The 16,201-nt window shown below is 72.0% G+C and carries 19 protein-coding genes; 15 read left to right on the forward strand and 4 right to left on the reverse strand.

What is annotated here, in order from left to right; genetic code table 11:
• Positions 1 to 165 precede the first annotated feature (165 nt).
• The 13 genes from SLINC_RS36640 to SLINC_RS36700 all read left to right on the forward strand — a co-directional run bounded on the left by SLINC_RS36640 (position 166) and on the right by SLINC_RS36700 (position 10,030).
• On the forward strand, positions 166 to 1,890 hold the full coding sequence (locus SLINC_RS36640) for an NAD(P)/FAD-dependent oxidoreductase (protein ID WP_079164918.1): 1,725 nt from the start codon (positions 166 to 168) through the stop codon (positions 1,888 to 1,890).
• Positions 1,887 to 3,734, forward strand: coding sequence for a transketolase (locus SLINC_RS36645; protein ID WP_067442615.1), 1,848 nt, complete (start codon positions 1,887 to 1,889; stop codon positions 3,732 to 3,734). Before SLINC_RS36640 ends, SLINC_RS36645 begins: the two co-directional genes overlap by 4 nt.
• The gene (ligD, locus tag SLINC_RS36650; protein ID WP_067442618.1) at positions 3,731 to 4,669 is read left to right on the forward strand and encodes a non-homologous end-joining DNA ligase; all 939 of its coding nucleotides are present in this window, start codon (positions 3,731 to 3,733) and stop codon (positions 4,667 to 4,669) included. The genes SLINC_RS36645 and ligD overlap by 4 nt, the downstream gene beginning before the upstream one ends.
• 61 nt (positions 4,670 to 4,730) lie before the next feature.
• On the forward strand, positions 4,731 to 5,099 hold the full coding sequence (locus tag SLINC_RS36655; protein ID WP_079164919.1) for a gas vesicle protein GvpO: 369 nt from the start codon (positions 4,731 to 4,733) through the stop codon (positions 5,097 to 5,099).
• Positions 5,100 to 5,157: 58 nt separating this feature from the next.
• On the forward strand, positions 5,158 to 5,583 hold the full coding sequence (locus SLINC_RS36660; RefSeq protein WP_067442620.1) for a gas vesicle structural protein GvpA: 426 nt from the start codon (positions 5,158 to 5,160) through the stop codon (positions 5,581 to 5,583).
• Positions 5,580 to 6,350 carry a GvpL/GvpF family gas vesicle protein gene (locus SLINC_RS36665; protein WP_067442623.1) on the forward strand — a complete coding sequence of 257 codons (771 nt, stop codon included), beginning with the start codon at positions 5,580 to 5,582 and terminating at the stop codon, positions 6,348 to 6,350. Before SLINC_RS36660 ends, SLINC_RS36665 begins: the two co-directional genes overlap by 4 nt.
• Before the next feature lie 10 nt (positions 6,351 to 6,360).
• Entirely contained in the window at positions 6,361 to 6,624 is a 264-nt protein-coding gene (locus tag SLINC_RS36670) for a gas vesicle protein GvpG (protein WP_067442626.1), read from the forward strand.
• Entirely contained in the window at positions 6,621 to 7,340 is a 720-nt protein-coding gene (locus tag SLINC_RS36675; protein WP_067442627.1) for a DNA primase, read from the forward strand. Before SLINC_RS36670 ends, SLINC_RS36675 begins: the two co-directional genes overlap by 4 nt.
• Positions 7,337 to 8,443: an SRPBCC family protein gene (locus SLINC_RS36680; protein WP_067442629.1), complete on the forward strand. Its 1,107-nt coding sequence runs from the start codon at positions 7,337 to 7,339 to the stop codon at positions 8,441 to 8,443. The genes SLINC_RS36675 and SLINC_RS36680 overlap by 4 nt, the downstream gene beginning before the upstream one ends.
• A complete protein-coding gene (locus SLINC_RS36685) occupies positions 8,440 to 8,781 on the forward strand; it encodes a gas vesicle protein (RefSeq protein ID WP_067442631.1) in 342 nt (113 codons plus the stop codon). The genes SLINC_RS36680 and SLINC_RS36685 overlap by 4 nt, the downstream gene beginning before the upstream one ends.
• Entirely contained in the window at positions 8,778 to 9,557 is a 780-nt protein-coding gene (locus SLINC_RS36690; RefSeq protein ID WP_067442633.1) for a GvpL/GvpF family gas vesicle protein, read from the forward strand. Before SLINC_RS36685 ends, SLINC_RS36690 begins: the two co-directional genes overlap by 4 nt.
• A 4-nt stretch (positions 9,558 to 9,561) precedes the next feature.
• Positions 9,562 to 9,744, forward strand: a complete 183-nt coding sequence (locus SLINC_RS36695) for a gas vesicle protein (protein WP_020133312.1) — start codon at positions 9,562 to 9,564, stop codon at positions 9,742 to 9,744.
• A gap of 1 nt (position 9,745) precedes the next feature.
• Positions 9,746 to 10,030 (forward strand): gas vesicle protein K, encoded by a 285-nt coding sequence (locus SLINC_RS36700; protein WP_067442636.1) that lies wholly within the window; start codon positions 9,746 to 9,748, stop codon positions 10,028 to 10,030.
• A 36-nt stretch (positions 10,031 to 10,066) separates the two neighbouring features.
• On the opposite strand, the gene SLINC_RS36705 is transcribed toward SLINC_RS36700, so the two are convergent.
• The 3 genes from SLINC_RS36705 to SLINC_RS36715 form a co-directional block, all read right to left on the reverse strand.
• A complete protein-coding gene (locus SLINC_RS36705; protein ID WP_067442637.1) occupies positions 10,067 to 10,237 on the reverse strand; it encodes a hydrophobic protein in 171 nt (56 codons plus the stop codon).
• A 42-nt stretch (positions 10,238 to 10,279) separates the two neighbouring features.
• The gene (locus tag SLINC_RS36710; RefSeq protein ID WP_067442639.1) at positions 10,280 to 11,101 is read right to left on the reverse strand and encodes a methyltransferase domain-containing protein; all 822 of its coding nucleotides are present in this window, start codon (positions 11,099 to 11,101) and stop codon (positions 10,280 to 10,282) included.
• 139 nt (positions 11,102 to 11,240) lie between these two features.
• Positions 11,241 to 12,734, reverse strand: a complete 1,494-nt coding sequence (locus tag SLINC_RS36715; RefSeq protein ID WP_067442642.1) for a bifunctional phosphatase PAP2/diacylglycerol kinase family protein — start codon at positions 12,732 to 12,734, stop codon at positions 11,241 to 11,243.
• Positions 12,735 to 12,839: 105 nt separating this feature from the next.
• Here SLINC_RS36715 and SLINC_RS36720 point away from each other — a divergent pair, with 105 nt between their 5' ends.
• Positions 12,840 to 14,459, forward strand: a complete 1,620-nt coding sequence (locus SLINC_RS36720; protein ID WP_067442644.1) for an ABC-F family ATP-binding cassette domain-containing protein — start codon at positions 12,840 to 12,842, stop codon at positions 14,457 to 14,459.
• Positions 14,460 to 14,758: 299 nt separating this feature from the next.
• Here SLINC_RS36720 and SLINC_RS36725 read toward each other — a convergent pair whose 3' ends face one another.
• Positions 14,759 to 15,856 carry a baeRF2 domain-containing protein gene (locus SLINC_RS36725; RefSeq protein ID WP_067442646.1) on the reverse strand — a complete coding sequence of 366 codons (1,098 nt, stop codon included), beginning with the start codon at positions 15,854 to 15,856 and terminating at the stop codon, positions 14,759 to 14,761.
• A gap of 65 nt (positions 15,857 to 15,921) precedes the next feature.
• Here SLINC_RS36725 and SLINC_RS36730 point away from each other — a divergent pair, with 65 nt between their 5' ends.
• Positions 15,922 to 16,200, forward strand: coding sequence for a DUF6158 family protein (locus SLINC_RS36730; RefSeq protein WP_067442648.1), 279 nt, complete (start codon positions 15,922 to 15,924; stop codon positions 16,198 to 16,200).
• Position 16,201: the final 1 nt, after the last annotated feature.

Here is a 16,201-nt window from a genome sequence, read left to right on the forward strand (position 1 = left end):
GGGAATGTGCCTCCACGAGGGGTGGGCGGGCGGTTCGCCGACCGAGTACCCGGCGCCCGGCGGGGAAACCGGCGGCCGTAACGGAGCGCGGGCGGACGTTTGGCGGCCTGGACCAGGGGGACGCGGAAGGCTCCCGAGGTACGCGACCAGCCCCGGAGGCGAACCGTGAGTCGACCCCGCATCGTGATCGTCGGAGCCGGCTTCGCCGGGTACCGGACAGCGAAGGAACTGTCCCGGATGTCCCGCGGCAAGGCCGACATCACCCTGCTGAACCCGACCGACTACTTCCTGTACCTGCCCCTGCTGCCCCAGGTCGCGGCCGGGATCCTGGAGCCGCGCCGGGTCACCGTCTCCCTGTCCGACACCCTGCCGCACGTCCGCCTGGTGCTCGGCGAGGCCGACGGCATCGACCTGGACGCCCGGACCGTGCACTACACCGACCCGGAGGGTGACGACGGCACGCTGACCTACGACCGGCTGGTGCTGGCCGCCGGAAGCGTCAACAAGCTGCTGCCCATCCCGGGCGTCGCCGAGAACGCCCACGGCTTCCGCGGTCTGCCCGAGGCGCTGTACCTGCGCGACCACGTGACCCGGCAGGTGGAACTCGCGGCGGCGAGCGACGATCCCGCGAGCTGCGCCGCCCGGTGCACCTTCGTCGTGGTCGGCGCGGGGTACACCGGCACCGAGGTCGCGGCGCACGGCAAGCTCTTCACCGACGCGCAGGTGCGCAAACACCCGCTCCGGGAGGGCATGCGGCCGCGCTGGCTGCTCCTGGACGTGGCCGACCGGGTCCTGCCCGAGCTGGACGAACGGCTGTCCCGGACCGCCGACCGCACGCTGAAGGAACGCGGCGTGGAGGTGCGCATGGGGACCTCCGTGAAGGAGGCCACGCCGGACGGGGTGCTGCTGACCGACGGGGAGTTCGTCGAGTCGCGCACGCTGGTCTGGTGCGTGGGGGTGCGGCCCGATCCGCTCGCCGAAGCGCTCGGGCTGCCGATGGAACGCGGCCGGCTGCTCGTCGACCCGCACCTCCAGGTGCCCGGCCGGCCCGAGGTGTTCGCGTGCGGTGACGCGGCCGCGGTGCCCGACCTGCGCAACCCGGGGCAGTTCACCCCGACGACCGCGCAGCACGCCTGGCGGCAGGGACGGACGGCCGCGCGCAACGTCGCCGCGTCCCTGGGCGTAGGCATGCGCCGCCCCTACGAACACCGGGACCTGGGCTTCGTCGTGGACCTGGGCGGCGCGAAGGCCGCCGCCAACCCGCTGGGCGTCCCGCTGTCCGGCGTGGCGGCCGGCGCGGTCACCCGCGGCTACCACCTCGCGGCGATGCCCGGCAATCGCGTCCGGGTCGCCGCGGACTGGCTGCTGGACTCCGTCCTGCCGCGCCAGGCCGTCCAGTTGGGCCTCGTCCGGTCCTGGTCGGTCCCCCTGGACACGGCGTCCCCGGAACTGGCCCGGGTCCCGGGCCGCCCACCCGGCCGCCAGGACACCAAGGCCATGTCGGGCCCGGGCGCGGCCACAGCCCAGGACACCCACCCCACCGACCCGACCGAGAACGGCCCCGGCCTCGGGTCACACGAGAACCGGCCGGGTTCCACGCCTGCCATGAACCAGCCGGTTGGCGAGTCCGCCACGAGGCGCCCGGGCGGCGAGCCGGCCATGAACCGGCCGGGTGGTGAGCCCGCCCGCAATCAGCCGGCTCCCGAGCCCGCCAAGAACCAGCCCGGCGGTGAACCCGCCAAGAACCAACCGGCCCCCGAGCCCGCCAAGAACCAACCCGGCGGCGAACCTGCCAAGAACCAGCCCGGTGGGGAGCCCGGCAAGGCGCCCGGCCCCGTGCGGCGTGCCGATGACGCGCCTGCCGACACCCCCGCGGAAGGAGACTCATGAACACCGGTGAACTCGTCGAACTCGCCCAGCAGTTGCGCGTCGACAGTGTGCGCGCGGCCGCCGCGGCGGGCTCCGGGCACCCCACGTCCTCGATGTCCGCCGCCGATCTGATGGCCGTACTGCTGGCGAACCACTTCCGCTACGACTTCGAGCGCCCCGCCCACCCGGGCAACGACCGGTTCGTGCTGTCCAAGGGACACGCCTCGCCCCTGCTGTACTCCGCCTACAAGGCGGCCGGTGTCATCGACGACGAGGAGCTGCTCACCTTCCGCAAGCAGGGCAGCCGCCTCGAAGGGCACCCCACACCGCGCCGGCTGGACTGGGTCGAGACGGCCACCGGCTCGCTCGGGCAGGGGCTGCCGGTGGGCGTCGGGATCGCCCTGGCGGGCAAGCGGCTGGAGCGCACCGGATACCGGGTGTGGGTGCTGTGCGGCGACAGCGAGATGGCGGAGGGCTCGGTCTGGGAGGCCGCCGAGCACGCCGGGCACGAGCACCTCGACAACCTCACCGCGATCGTCGACGTCAACCGGCTCGGCCAGCGCGGACCCACCCGGCACGGCCACGACCTCGACGCCTACGCCCGCCGCTTCCAGGCCTTCGGATGGCACACCGTCGAGGTGGACGGCCACGACGTCGACGCGATCGGCCGGGCCTACGGCGAGGCCGAGTCCACCAAGGGCCAGCCGACCGCGATCCTCGCCCGCACCCTGAAGGGCAAGGGCGTCGCCGACGTACAGGACCGCGAGGGACTGCACGGCAAGCCGCTGAAGAACGCCGACGAGGCGATCGAGGAACTCGGCGGCGTCCGCGATCTCCGCGTCGAGGTCCACGAGCCGCCCGCCGCCCGCATGCTGCACGCCGTCCGCGCCGGGCACCTGGAACTGCCGCGCTTCGAGAAGGGCGACGAGATCGCCACCCGCAACGCCTTCGGGCAGGCCCTCACGGCGCTCGGCACCGCCCGCGGGGACGTCGTCGCCCTGGACGGCGAGGTCGGCGACTCCACCCGGGCGGAGTTCTTCGCCAAGGAACACCCCGACCGCTACATCGAGTGCTACATCGCCGAGCAGCAGATGGTCGCCGCCGCCGTCGGCCTCGCCGCCCGCGGCTGGGTGCCGTACGCCTCGACCTTCGCGGCCTTCCTGACCCGGGCCCACGACTTCGTGCGCATGGCGTCGATCAGCGGCTCCGGCATCAACCTCGTCGGCTCCCACGCCGGCGTCGCCATCGGGCAGGACGGGCCCAGCCAGATGGGCCTGGAGGACCTGGCGATGATGCGGGCGGTGCACGGCTCCACCGTGCTGTACCCGTGCGACGCCAACCAGACCGCGCACCTCGTCGCCGAGATGGCCGGGCTGGAGGGCATCCGCTATCTGCGCACCAACCGCGGTGAGGGCCCGGTGATCTACGGGCCCGACGAGGAGTTCCCGATCGGGGGCAGCAAGGTGCTGCGCTCCTCCGACCAGGACCGTCTGACGATCGTCGCGGCGGGCGTCACCGTCTTCGAGGCGCTGGCCGCCGCCGACGCGCTGGAGCGGGACGGCATCCGGGTCCGGGTGATCGACCTGTACTCGGTCAAGCCCGTCGACCGGTTCACCCTGCGGCAGGCCGCCGAGGACACCGGCTGTCTGATGACGGTGGAGGACCACCGCGAGGAGGGCGGTCTCGGCGACGCCGTCCTGGACGCGTTCCTCGACGGGCGGCCGACGCCCCGCCTGGTCCGCCTGGCCGTCCGGACGATGCCGGGTTCGGCGTCCCCCGAGGAGCAACTGCACGCCGCCGGCATCGACGCCGAGTCGATCACGGCGGCCGGGAAGCTGCTCGTGGAGGAGGCGGTCGTGCGGTGAGCGCGGACGACACCCAGGGCGCCGCACGGACCGTCCGGGCGGGCCGGCACACCGTGCGGATCCACCGCCAGGACAAGGTCCTCTTTCCCGGTGGCGGCGGCGCGAAGGAGTACACCAAGGGCGACCTGGTCGACTACCACCGGTCCGTCGCCCCCTTCATGCTGCCGCACCTGCGCGGCCGCCCGCTGATGCTGGAGCGGCACCCCGACGGCCTCGACGGCCCCCGGTTCATGCAGAAGAACACCCCGGACTCCTACCCGGAGTGGATCCACCGGGTCGAGGTCGCCAAGGAGGGCGGCACCGTCTGCCACACCGTGTGCGACGACACCGCCACCCTGGTGTACCTCGCCGACCAGGCCGCCCTCACCCTGCACCGCTGGCTGTCCCGGACCGGCCGGATCGAGTGTCCCGACCGCATGGTCTTCGACCTCGATCCCTCCGGGGACGACTTCGGCGCGGTGCGCGAGGCGGCCCGGCTGCTGGGGGAACTGCTCGACGAGCTGAAGCTGCCCTCGGCCCTGATGACCACCGGCTCGCGCGGCCTGCACGTGATCGTCCCGGTCACCGGGCACCACGACTTCGACGAGGTCCGCTCCTTCGCCCGGGACGTGGCCGACACCCTCGTCGCCGGCCACCCCGACACGCTCACCACCGCCGCCCGCAAGAAGGAGCGCGGCGACCGGCTCTACCTCGACATACAGCGCAACGCCTACGCCCAGACCGCCGTCGCGCCCTTCACCGTCCGCGCCAAGCCGGGCGCCCCCGTGGCCACCCCGATCGACTGGAGCCAGCTCGACGATCCGGACCTCGACGCCCGCCGCTGGACCATCGCCGACGCCGTCGAGCAGGCCCGCACCAACCCGTGGGCCGGGGTGATGGCGAAGGGCCGCGCCCTGGGTCCGGCGCGGCGGCGCCTCAACCCGCTGATGCCTTGAACGCATGACCACTCGAAGGTTTGGCCAACGGACGAGCGGCCACCCGAAGTGAGAGGTGGCCATGACGAACACAAAAGGCTCATCGGAGTCACAGAATTCACGGAATCCCCGTAAAGGTGAAGAAAGGGACACGGAGCGTAACGTGGCGGAGAACCGGCCGAGCCCCATGGAGGTGCTGCGCGACGCGTGCGCCCAGCTCGGGGAGCTGACCGGCATGTCCGTCGAGAGCGCGTCCGCCTTCGAGCAGACCGAGGACGGCTGGTCCCTGGAGGTCGAGGTCCTGGAACTCGCGAGGGTGCCCGACACGATGAGCCTCCTGGCGAGCTACCGGGTCGATGTCGACTCCCGGGGACAGCTCACCGGCTACCGGCGCGTTCGTCGATACGAACGCGGGCGGGCCGATCCCCACGGACGGAGCGGCGGCCGCTAGGCCGTCCACCCGCGACCACAGCCGCACACCAACCCACAGACAAGGAGGCGCGGTCGACATGACCGTTGTCCCGGCCCAGCAGAGCGGCGGCGGAGGCGGCAGCAGCGGCCTCTACGACGTTCTGGAACTCGTCCTCGACAGGGGTCTCGTCATCGACGCGTTCATACGGGTCTCCCTGGTAGGTATCGAGATCCTGAAGATCGACGTACGTGTCGTCGTGGCAAGCGTCGACACCTATCTGCGCTTCGCCGAAGCGTGCAACCGGCTCGACCTGGAATCCGGCCCGAACAAGAGCCCGGGCCTGCCCGACGTCGTCGGCTCGATCACCGAGTCCGGCGCCCGCGGCAAGTCCAAGGGAGCGCTGTCCGGCGCCGCCGAGACCATCTCCGGCGCCTTCAAGGAGGCACGTGAGGAGGGTCAGACCGAGTCCAGGCCGCGTGCCCGCAAGTCCACCGCCTCGCGCAGGAAGGAGGAAGAGCAGTGAGCACGTATGTGTACGGCATCACCGCCGCGTCCCACCCTTCGTTGCCGGAGGGCATGGGAGGTGTCGGCGACCCGCCGCGCCCCGTGCGCATCCTGAAGGAGGGCGAGCTCGCGGCGGTCGTCAGCGACGCGCCTGAGGGCCTGCGCCCCAAGCGCCGGGACCTGCTCGCCCACCAGACGGTGCTGAGCGAGGCCGGCGCGGCCGCCTGCGTGCTGCCCATGCGGTTCGGCAGCGTCGCCCCCGACGACGGCACCGTCACCGGGGTGCTCGCCGAACGCGCCGACCACTACAAGGAGCGGCTGCGCACCCTCGACGGCAGGGTCGAGTACAACGTCAAGGCCACCCACGACGAGGAGGCCGTGCTGCACCGCGTGATGTCCGAGAACCCGGAGATCCGCGGCCTGACCGAGGCCAACCGGCAGGCGGGCGGCGGCAGTTACGAGCAGCGGCTGCAACTCGGCGAGATGGTCGTCGCGGCCGTCAAGACCCGCGAGGCCGAGGACGCCACCGAGGTGCAGCGGGCCCTGGAACCGGTCGCCGAGGCCATCAGCGTGGGCCCCGAGTCCACCGGCTGGCTCGTCAACATCTCGTTCCTGGTGCACCGGGACTCCGCCGCGGCCTTCCTGAACGAGGTGGAGCAGGTCCGCAAGGGCCATCCGCACCTTGAGCTCAGGGTCAACGGCCCGCTGCCGCCGTACAGCTTCGTCGACCCCGGTCCCGCCGAGCCGGCCGGCACCACGGCCGGTGCCGAGAGCGCGGAGGAGTGAGGGCCGCCCCGTGGGACTGATCTCGGAAGTGCTGCTGCTGCCGTTCGCACCGGTACGCGGCAGCGCGTGGGTGATCGGCCAGGTGCTGCACGAGGCGGAGCGCCTCTACTACGACCCGGCCACGGTCCGGGCCGAACTCGCCCGGCTGGAGGAACGGTTGGAGGCGGGGGAGATCGACGAGGAGGAGTTCGACCGGCAGGAGGACGAACTGCTCGACCGGCTGGAGATCGGCCTGCGCGGAGGCGCGGGGACGGCTGACGGGACGGCACGATGAATCGAGTGGGAATGGGCCTCGCGGTAGGGGCCGGATACTTCCTGGGACGCACCAGGAAAATGAAACTGGCGTTCGCCGTCGGCACCCTGGTGGCCGGCAAGCGGATGCATCTGAGCCCGCGGGCGCTCGCGGACCTGGTGGCCGGACAGCTGCGGGACAACCCGCAGTTCAAGGAGATCGGGGACCAGCTGCGCGAGGACCTGCGGGGTGTCGGCAAAGCGGCCACGGGCGCCATGGTCGAGCGGCGGATCGACGCGCTCGCCGACCGGCTGCACGGCCGCACCGCCCAGGTCCGCGACCAGCTCTCGGGCGTCGTGCCGGACACCTCCGACCTCGGCTTCGAGGACGACGAGGATGACGAGGCCGATGAGCGGGACAACCGGCGCGACCCGCGCTCCGAGGAGTCTGAGGACTCCGACGCGGACTACGACGACAGCGACGACACTGACGACGACGAGCCCGCCGAGTCCCCCGCGCCGCGCCGCAGGGCACCCGCGAAGAAGAGCACCGGCTCGGCGAAGAAGGCGGCCGGGAAGGCGCCCGCGAAGAAGGCGGCCAAGACCGCGGAGAAGGCACCCGCCAAGAAAGCGGCCAAGAAGACCGCGGGCCCGGCGAGGAAGACCGCCAAGAAGACGGCCGCGAAGAAGACCTCCGCGGCCGGCGACTCGGCCCGCTCCGCGCGGGCCCGGCTGCCGAAGGGAGGCGGCGAGCGATGACCGAGACCCTCGGTGCCGCCCGGAACGTCACCGACAAGGCCAGAAGCAATCCCGTGACCGACGTCGCCCGCAGCGAGGCCGCCGACCGGCTCAAGGCCGAGGTGCAGGAGTACCTCGCCGCACAGCTCCAGCGCGTCCTGGTGGGTGTCGGCCGCAAGCTCGGCGAGACCACCGGCAAGCTGAACGACATCGCCGAGGGCAACAGCCCCGGCTTCGCCAAGCTCGCCCTCGACGGCGGCCGCAAGCTCGCCGAGGGCAAGGGGCCGCTGCGCAGCGCGGTGGAACTCGGCGCCTCCCGCGCCAAGGACAACGTCGTGGGCGCTGTCAAGAACCTCGCCGGCGGCAAGGGCAAACGCAAGGGCGGCGCCGGCCAGAAGCCGACCGTCATCATCGAGTTCATCGACGTCGGCGTGCCGCTGCGCACGGCCTACGACCAGTGGACCCAGTACCAGGACTTCTCCACCTTCGCCAAGGGCGTCAAGAGTGCGAACCGCGCCGACGACACCCACTCCGACTGGCAGATGAAGATCTTCTGGTCCAACCGCAGCTGGAAGGCGACCACCACCGAGCAGATCCCCGACGACCGCATCTCCTGGACCTCGGAGGGCGCCAAGGGCACCACCAAGGGCGTCGTCTCCTTCCACCGCCTCGCCGACAACCTCACCCGCGTCCTGCTGGTGATCGAGTACTACCCCAAGGGCCTGTTCGAGAAGACCGGCAACATCTGGCGCGCCCAGGGCCGCCGGGCCCGGCTCGACCTCAAGCACTACGCCCGCTTCATCACGCTCAAGGGCGAGGCCGAGGACGGCTGGCGCGGCGAGATCCAGGACGGCGAGGTCGTCCAGAGCCACGACGAGGCCGTGGCCGAGGAGCAGGAGGCCGAGGAGGAGCCCGCGGCGGAGGACGAGGAGGCGTACCAGGACGAAGAGGAGGACGAGGAACAGGAGGAAGGCCCGTACGGGGAGCTGGAGGAGAGCCAGGAAGGCAAGGACGCGGAGGACGAGTACGAGGAGTACGGCGACGAGGACGCCGAGCCGGAGGCGGAGGCACCGGAGGAAGAGGAAGAGGAGTACGAGTACGCCGAACGCGGGAGCCGACGATGACCATGCCCAGCCGGGTGCCCGAGCCCTACGGCCACGGGAGTGGCGCCAACCTCGCCGACATCCTGGAGCGGGTGCTCGACAAGGGCATCGTGATCGCCGGTGACATCCGCATCAACCTGCTCGACATCGAACTGCTCACGATCAAGCTGCGGCTGATCGTCGCCTCGGTCGACAAGGCGAAGGAGATGGGCATCGACTGGTGGGAGGACGACCCGGCCTTGTCCACGCGGGCCCGGCGCAGCGAACTCGCCCGGGAGAACGCCGAGTTGCGCGAGCGGCTCGCCCGCATCGAACGGCTCGAACCCGCCCGCACCGAGGAGGAGAGGGAGAGCTCATGACCGGGCTGCGGTACGTCTACGCCATCTGCCACCCCTTCGGCACGCCTCTTCAGGCCCAGCTGACGGGGGTGGCCGGCGATCCGCCCAGACTGCTGCACCACCACGGCCTGGTGGCCGTGGTCAGCCATGTACCGGAGCGGGACTTCGCCGAAGGCCCGCTCCGCAGCCGTCTGGAGGACCTGGACTGGCTGACCGCCACCGCCCGCGCCCACCAGGGCGTGATCGACGCGCTCACCGTCGTCACCACTCCGCTGCCGCTGCGCCTGGGCACCGTCTTCTGGGACGACAGCGGCGTCCGCGTGATGATCGAGGAACGCGAGGAGGTGTTCAGGCGCACCCTGGAGCGGCTGCACGGCCGGGTGGAGTGGGGCGTCAAGGTGTACGCCGAGTCGGAACCCGCCGACGGCGACCGGAGCGGGGCCGGACCGGGCGACGGGCTCCCGGCCGAGAAGGCCGTGTCGGGACGTGACTATCTGCGGCAGCGGCGCATGCGGATGCGCACGAACGAGAACATGTGGCAGCAGGCGGAGGCCTTCGCGGGCCGGCTGCACGAAACGCTGTCCGCGTTCGCCGAGGATTCCCGGCTGCACGCCCCGCAGAACGCCACGCTTTCCGGGGCCTCCGGACGCAACCTGCTCAATGCCGCCTATCTCGTGCCGCGCGAGGAATCCGAGGAATTCGTGGAACTGGTGGACCGGACGAAGGACGACGTCCCGGGAATGCGGGTGGAACTCACCGGCCCCTGGGCCGCCTATTCCTTCGCGGGGGAGGAGTGAATCGGTGACCGTGATCGAGCGTCGTGAGGTCGCTCTGGTGGACCTCCTGGACCGGCTGCTGGCCGGCGGGGTCGTCATCACCGGCGACATCACCCTGCGCATCGCGGACGTCGACCTCGTCCGCATCGACCTGAACGCGCTGATCAGCTCGGTGAACGCGCAGGTGCCGTCGCCGTGGGGAGACTGACGTGACCGAACGACGCAACCGGCTGGACCTCGAACCCGACACCGTCGAGCGGGACCTGGTCAAACTCGTGCTCACCGTGGTGGAACTGCTGCGCCAGCTCATGGAGCGCCAGGCGCTGCGCCGGTTCGACACCGGTGACCTCAGCGAGGAGCAGGAGGAGCGGATCGGGCTGACGCTGATGCTCCTCGACGACCGGATGACCGAACTGCGCGAGCGCTACGGACTGCGGCCCGAGGACCTGAATCTGGACCTCGGGCCGCTCGGACCTCTGCTTCCCCGGGACTGAGCTGCTTCCGCTGCTTCCCCGGGGAGAGCCCTTACCTCACCACCTGTACCAACGACCCCTGCTTCCGCCCGCGGTCGTACTCCGCATCAGGAAGCCCAGAAGCCATAGCACCAGAACGGCCAGTGCGATCCACCAGAGTATTTTCACCGCGAATCCGGCACCGAAAAGAATCAGCACCAGAAGCAGTACCAGCAGAATGGGAACCATAATGTGAACCTCCTGCTTTCCGGGTTTCCCGAAAACGGCGGTTCAGGCTTCCTTTCGGCACAGAATCTCTCCGTGCAGTACACAGAACCACCCGTCCTCGTGCGTGCCCCACGCGCGCCAGGCGTCCGAGACGGCCCGCAGGTGTTCCTCGGTGGCGTGGCCGCCCCCGGTGGCCCGTTCCGCGTAGGCGGAGGCCAGGGTGCGGTCCGCCCACAGACCGCTCCACCAGGCCCGCTCCTCGGCGGTGGCGAAGGTCCAGGTGCCGGAGGTCGCCGTGATGTCCGTCAGCCCCGCCCTCAGCGCCCAGGCCTTCAGCCGGCGCCCCGCGTCCGGCTCCCCGCCGTTGGCGCGGGCCACCCTGCGGTACAGGTCCAGCCAGTCGTCCATCCCCCGGGACGCCGGGTACCAGGTCATGGCTTCGTAGTCCGAGTCCCGTACGGCGATGAGGCCGCCCGGCCTGGTGACGCGCTTCATCTCGCGCAGCGCCTGCACCGGGTCGCCGACGTGTTGCAGCACCTGGTGGGCGTGAACCACGCAGAACGTGGCGTCGGGGAAGTCCAGGGCGTGGACGTCCGCCACCGTGAAGTCGACGTTGGCCAGACCGCGCCCGGCGGCCGTGGCCCGGGCGGTGTCCAGGATCCCCGGTGCGTGGTCGGCGCCCGTGACGTGTCCGTCGGGGACCAGCTCCGCCAGGTCGGCGGTGATCGTGCCCGGCCCGCAGCCGATGTCCAGGATCTTCATGTGGGGTTCGAGTGAACCGAGCAGGTAGGCCGCCGAGTTGGCGGCGGTCCGCCAGGTGTGGGACCGCAGCACGGACTCGTGGTGCCCGTGCGTGTAGACGGCGGTCTCCTGTGCTGCGGACATGGCTGTTCCCCTTTCGACATGCCGGCTGGACGAGGACCTCGCGGTCCTTCCGGCGACACGGATCACCGTACGCCCGCATGTCGAATGGTGAGACCCCTCGTCTTGCTATACGGACTGACTGGTCATCAGTTCCGGTCGGTCAGCTTCCTGTCGACGGCCGGTAGACGGTGAGCGCCTGCGGCAGCTTCTCCAGCGTCACCGAGCCCTCCACCTCGATCACCTCGCCGTCGTAGGCCAGCAGCGTGCCCGGGGCGACACTCGCCACGTTCAGCCGGCCGACCTGGACCGCCGCGTGCACGGGGGAGCGGGTCAGCGGACCGGCGAGCGCGGCCGCGAGCAGCCGCGCGGCGGGCCGCCGGCCGCCGTGCACGACGCGGACGTCGAGCTGACCGTCCGCCAGGTCGCTGCGGCGGCCCGGCCCGAGGCCCATCCGGTGGTACGTGCCGTTGCCGACGAACAGCAGCCACAAGGGCCGGGCCCGACCGCGGAACTCGGCCTCCAGCGGATGCCGGTCGGCGCGCACCACGCGCAGCGCCGCGATCACCCCGGCCGGCCAGCCGCCGATCCGGCGCGTCCAGCGCTCCCGCTCGCGCACCAGCTCCGGATACACGCCCAGGCTCAGCGTGTTGAGGAAGACACCCTGGGTCTCGCCGCAGGCGAAGCGGCCCACGTCGACGTGCACGCCCTCGCCCTGCTGGACGGCCCGTCCCAGATCGCGGACACCCTCGACGCCCAGGTCGTAGGCGAAGTGGTTCAGCGTGCCGCCGGGCAGCACCGCCAGGGGCAGGCCGTGGCGCAGGGCGATCTCGGCGGCGGCGTTGACCGTGCCGTCCCCACCGCACACCCCGAGCACCCGGGCCCGCGCCGCCGCCTTCTCCAACTCGGCGCGCACATCCGCCGGTTCGCACTCGACGACCTCGGCCGCGGGCAGGATGTCCCGCAGCGCGCGGACCCGGTCGGCGGTGCCCGAGGCGGTGTTCGAGACCATCACCAGGCCCTCGCCGTCGGCCAGCGCGGGCACCTCGGCCCGGGGCCGGGCCGGCGGCACCACCTGGGCCCGCGTCGGCACCAGACGCCGTACGACGAACGCGGCGCCCGCGCCCAGGGCCGCGCCCGCCAGCACGTCGCTGGGGAAGTGCACGCCCGTGTAGACGCGGGACATGGCCACCGAGAAGGCGACCGGGGCCACCACCGCGCCCCAGGACGGCGACTCCAGGGCGACTCCGGTCGCGAACGCGGCCGCGGACGCGGAGTGCCCCGACGGGAACGAGGTGGTGATCGGCTGCCGCTTGAGCTGGCGCACCAGCGGCACCGGGTCCAGGACGGGGCGGGTGCGGCGCACCGATCGCTTGCCGATGGTGTTGATGGTCAGGGAGGCCAGCCCGAGCGAGGCGAGGCCCCGGGCGGCGGCCCGCCGGGCCCGGGGGGTACGGCTCGCGGCCATCGCGGCCGCCGTCGCGAACCACAGCACTCCGTGGTTCGCGCTCCGGCTCAGCCGCGGCAGGACGGGCTCGGCGGCCGGCCAGTGCTGCTCGGCGGCGAACTCGAACAGCCGGCTGTCCAGGGCCAGCAACTTCTCCCGCAGGACGTGGTGGCCGGGCTTGGGGACGGTGAGGTCGACGTCTGGGCTCATATGCCACGAGTACCCTGCCGAGGTCGGTTCGTGTTCCGTTACGGCCGGATCGCCTCCGGATAAGAGTTTGCCCGCCCCCGCCGGCGACCCGCACAATGCGGCCTCATGGGACATCTGGAAGCCGCACACCTCGAGTACTACCTCCCCGACGGGAGGGCGCTGCTCGGCGATGTGTCGTTCCGGGTGGGTGAAGGCGCCGTCGTGGCCCTCGTCGGCCCCAACGGCGCGGGCAAGACCACCCTGCTGCGGCTGATCTCCGGCGAGCTGAAACCGCACGGCGGCACGGTCACCGTCAGCGGCGGCCTGGGCGTGATGCGCCAGTTCGTGGGCTCCGTACGGGACGAGACGACCGTACGCGACCTGCTCGTGTCGGTGTCCCCGCCCCGCATCCAGCAGGTCGCGAAGGCCGTCGACAGGGCCGAGCACGCGATCATGACGGTCGACGACGAGGCCGCCCAGATGCAGTACGCGCAGGCCCTGGCCGACTGGGCCGAGGCGCACGGCTACGAGGCGGAGACGCTGTGGGACATGTGCACCACGGCCGCGCTCGGCATGCCCTACGACAGGGCGCAGTTCCGCGAGGTGCGCACCCTCTCCGGCGGTGAGCAGAAGCGGCTCGTCCTGGAGGCGCTGCTGCGCGGCACCGACGAGGTCCTGCTCCTCGATGAGCCGGACAACTACCTCGACGTGCCCGGCAAGCGCTGGCTGGAGGAGCGGCTGAAGGAGACCCGCAAGACCGTCCTCTTCGTCTCCCACGACCGGGAACTCCTCTCCCGCGCCGCCGAGAAGATCGTCTCCGTGGAGCCCTCGCCGACGGGCGCCGACGCGTGGGTGCACGGCGGTGGCTTCGCCACGTACCACGAGGCGCGGCGTGAACGCTTCGCCCGCTTCGAGGAGTTGCGCCGCCGCTGGGACGAGAAACACGCCCAGCTGAAGAAGCTGGTCCTGAACCTCCGCCAGGCGGCGTCGATCAGCCATGAGCTCGCCTCCCGCTACCAGGCCGCCCAGACCCGGCTGCGCAAGTTCGAGGAGGCCGGGCCGCCGCCGGAGCCGCCGCGCGAGCAGGACATCAGGATGCGGCTGAAGGGCGGCCGCACCGGCGTGCGGGCCGTCACCTGCGAGGGGCTCGAACTCACCGGCCTGATGAAACCGTTCGACCTGGAGGTCTTCTACGGCGAGCGCGTCGCGGTCCTCGGCTCCAACGGCTCCGGCAAGTCGCACTTCCTGCGCCTGCTGGCGGGGGAGGACGTGGCGCACACGGGGCAGTGGAAGCTCGGCGCGCGGGTCGTGCCGGGCCATTTCGCGCAGACCCACGCCCACCCCGAGCTGACGGGCCGCACCCTCCTCGACATCCTGTGGAAGGAGCACGCCCAGGACCGGGGCGCCGCGATGTCCCGCCTGCGCCGCTACGAACTCACCGGCCAGGCCGAGCAGGCCTTCGACCGTCTCTCCGGCGGCCAGCAGGCCCGCTTCCAGATCCTCCTGCTGGAGCTCCAGGGCGTCACCGCGCTCCTCCTGGACGAGCCGACGGACAACCTGGACCTGGAGTCCGCCGAGGCCCTCCAGGAGGGCCTGGAGGCCTTCGACGGCACGGTCCTCGCGGTCACCCACGACCGCTGGTTCGCCCGCTCCTTCGACCGCTACCTCGTCTTCGGCACGGACGGCCGCGTCCGCGAGACACCGGAGCCGGTGTGGGACGAGCGACGCGTGGAGCGAGCGCGGTAGCCGGGGGCTGCCGCCCCCAGGCCCCCGCTGTCGGCCCTGAAGGGGCCTCGTCCTCAATCGCCGGACGGGCTGAGATTGCCTGGACCGGCGCTGAGAGGTGCGGGGAAATCCAGCCTCTCCGACGTTTGGGGAAACTCAGCCACTCCGGCGTTTAAGGAGCGGGGCCCGGGGGCTGGCCCCCGAAGCGGGGTGCAGGGGGCGCAGCCCCCGCCGGGGTCGAAGGGGCGGAGCCCCTGGGGATGGGACGGGTAGGGGCGGCGGGGGCGAAAAAGCCGATGCCCGCCCCCGCCGGCAGCCGCCTACTTCCAGCGCAGCAGTGCTCCCAGGCCCCCCACCGGAACCTCCTGCTCCGTGACAGCGAGCGCAGGCGCCCCCGTGGTCACCGCCGAGCGGATCAGCGCGTCGTCCGCGCGGGCCGACCAGGAGTTCTGCTCGCCGAGGATCTTCAGATCGGTGCGGCGGACGGCCAGCTGGTCGGGCTCCTCGCCGATCCAGACCTCGCGGTGGGCGTCGGGCCCGCCGGGGCGGATCAGCAGCTCGTCGATACGGTGCTCACGGGCCGCCTCGACCAGCGCGGGGACACTCTCCACCGCACCGGCACGCCCGTCGTCCCCGGGCTCACGCGCGGCGAGGAACCGCTCCAGCTCCCGCTCGGCCCGCTGCCGCACATGGTCGGCCCGCGCCCGCTCCACGTCGTGGTCGAGCAGCCGGCTCCCGGCACCGTGCGGGGCCTCGACCACCAGGTCGTGCAGCCGCTTGGGCAGCCGATCGTGCACGGACCGCTTCTCCCGGTCCTCGCCGACGAGAATCAGCAGGTCGGCCCGGGTCTCCTCCTGGCAGACCGCGAGCGCGTCGGCGATCTCGGCCGCGTTGTGCTCCCAGGTGTTCTCCACCCGCAGCTGGAAGTGCCGCTCCGACCAGTCCGCCGAGCTCGTCCGGTGCACGGGCCACTGCCGCCCGGTCACCGACCCGGCGTCCTGCCGCCCCAGCGCACCGCGCAGCTCGAAGTCGGCACCCTTGCGGTCGACGTACGCCACCACGCACACCGGGTCCTCACCGGCCAGCTCCAGCAGGGGCGCGGTGTGCGGCAGCGGCGCCCAGTGCGCGCTGTCGCCGTCCGGGGCCCGGGTCAGCGGCGGGTCGAGGACGACCTGCCCGGCCCGCGCGAACAGGGCCCGCCCGTGCGGCTCGGACGAGTGCCGCAGCTCCTCCAGGGCCTCCCGCACGGCCCGGCACGTGTCCTCGTCGGCGCCCTGCCGGGACAGCTCCCGCGACAGCGCCACGGCCGCCAGATGCCGCTCGTGGGGCGTGTCCTCCGTATGCCGGGACGTGCCGACGTACACGGAGGCCCAGGGCCCCGGATGTTCGTAGAGTGGATGCAGAAAAGCGAGATCCATGGTTCCCTCCCGGATACCGCTCGGGGGCAGTGCGCAGTTGCGTGCCGGGCGGGTACCCGAACCTCATGAACGAACACGACGAGCGGGGCACCACGATGACCGGAGTCGACCCCAGCCGGCTGGACGACCAACAGCTCATGAAGGAGCTGGAGACCATCCACCGCACACGGCACGACACCCTGCTGCACGGCTCGAACGACGCGCTGCGCACCCACAACGACCGCATGGCCCGACTGGAGGGCGAGTACCTGCGCCGCCACCCGCGGCGCCCGGTCTCCACGGGCCGCACCCGCGAGGGAGCCCGGGACCGCGCGTGCGGGGAGTCGACGACTCCCCGCACCTGAT

The sequence above is a fragment of the Streptomyces lincolnensis genome (assembly GCF_001685355.1).
Taxonomy (GTDB): Bacteria; Actinomycetota; Actinomycetes; order Streptomycetales; family Streptomycetaceae; genus Streptomyces; species Streptomyces lincolnensis.

Coding starts and splice junctions, on each gene's coding strand:
- SLINC_RS36655 (WP_079164919.1), top strand. CDS start 4,731: ATGACGAACACAAAAGGCTCATCGGAGTCACAGAATTCACGGAATCCC.
- SLINC_RS36645 (WP_067442615.1), top strand. CDS start 1,887: ATGAACACCGGTGAACTCGTCGAACTCGCCCAGCAGTTGCGCGTCGAC.
- SLINC_RS36685 (WP_067442631.1), top strand. CDS start 8,440: ATGACCATGCCCAGCCGGGTGCCCGAGCCCTACGGCCACGGGAGTGGC.
- SLINC_RS36715 (WP_067442642.1), bottom strand. CDS start 12,734: ATGAGCCCAGACGTCGACCTCACCGTCCCCAAGCCCGGCCACCACGTC.
- SLINC_RS36680 (WP_067442629.1), top strand. CDS start 7,337: ATGACCGAGACCCTCGGTGCCGCCCGGAACGTCACCGACAAGGCCAGA.
- SLINC_RS36720 (WP_067442644.1), top strand. CDS start 12,840: ATGGGACATCTGGAAGCCGCACACCTCGAGTACTACCTCCCCGACGGG.
- SLINC_RS36660 (WP_067442620.1), top strand. CDS start 5,158: ATGACCGTTGTCCCGGCCCAGCAGAGCGGCGGCGGAGGCGGCAGCAGC.
- SLINC_RS36725 (WP_067442646.1), bottom strand. CDS start 15,856: ATGGATCTCGCTTTTCTGCATCCACTCTACGAACATCCGGGGCCCTGG.
- SLINC_RS36675 (WP_067442627.1), top strand. CDS start 6,621: ATGAATCGAGTGGGAATGGGCCTCGCGGTAGGGGCCGGATACTTCCTG.
- SLINC_RS36705 (WP_067442637.1), bottom strand. CDS start 10,237: ATGGTTCCCATTCTGCTGGTACTGCTTCTGGTGCTGATTCTTTTCGGT.
- SLINC_RS36730 (WP_067442648.1), top strand. CDS start 15,922: ATGAACGAACACGACGAGCGGGGCACCACGATGACCGGAGTCGACCCC.
- SLINC_RS36690 (WP_067442633.1), top strand. CDS start 8,778: ATGACCGGGCTGCGGTACGTCTACGCCATCTGCCACCCCTTCGGCACG.
- SLINC_RS36710 (WP_067442639.1), bottom strand. CDS start 11,101: ATGTCCGCAGCACAGGAGACCGCCGTCTACACGCACGGGCACCACGAG.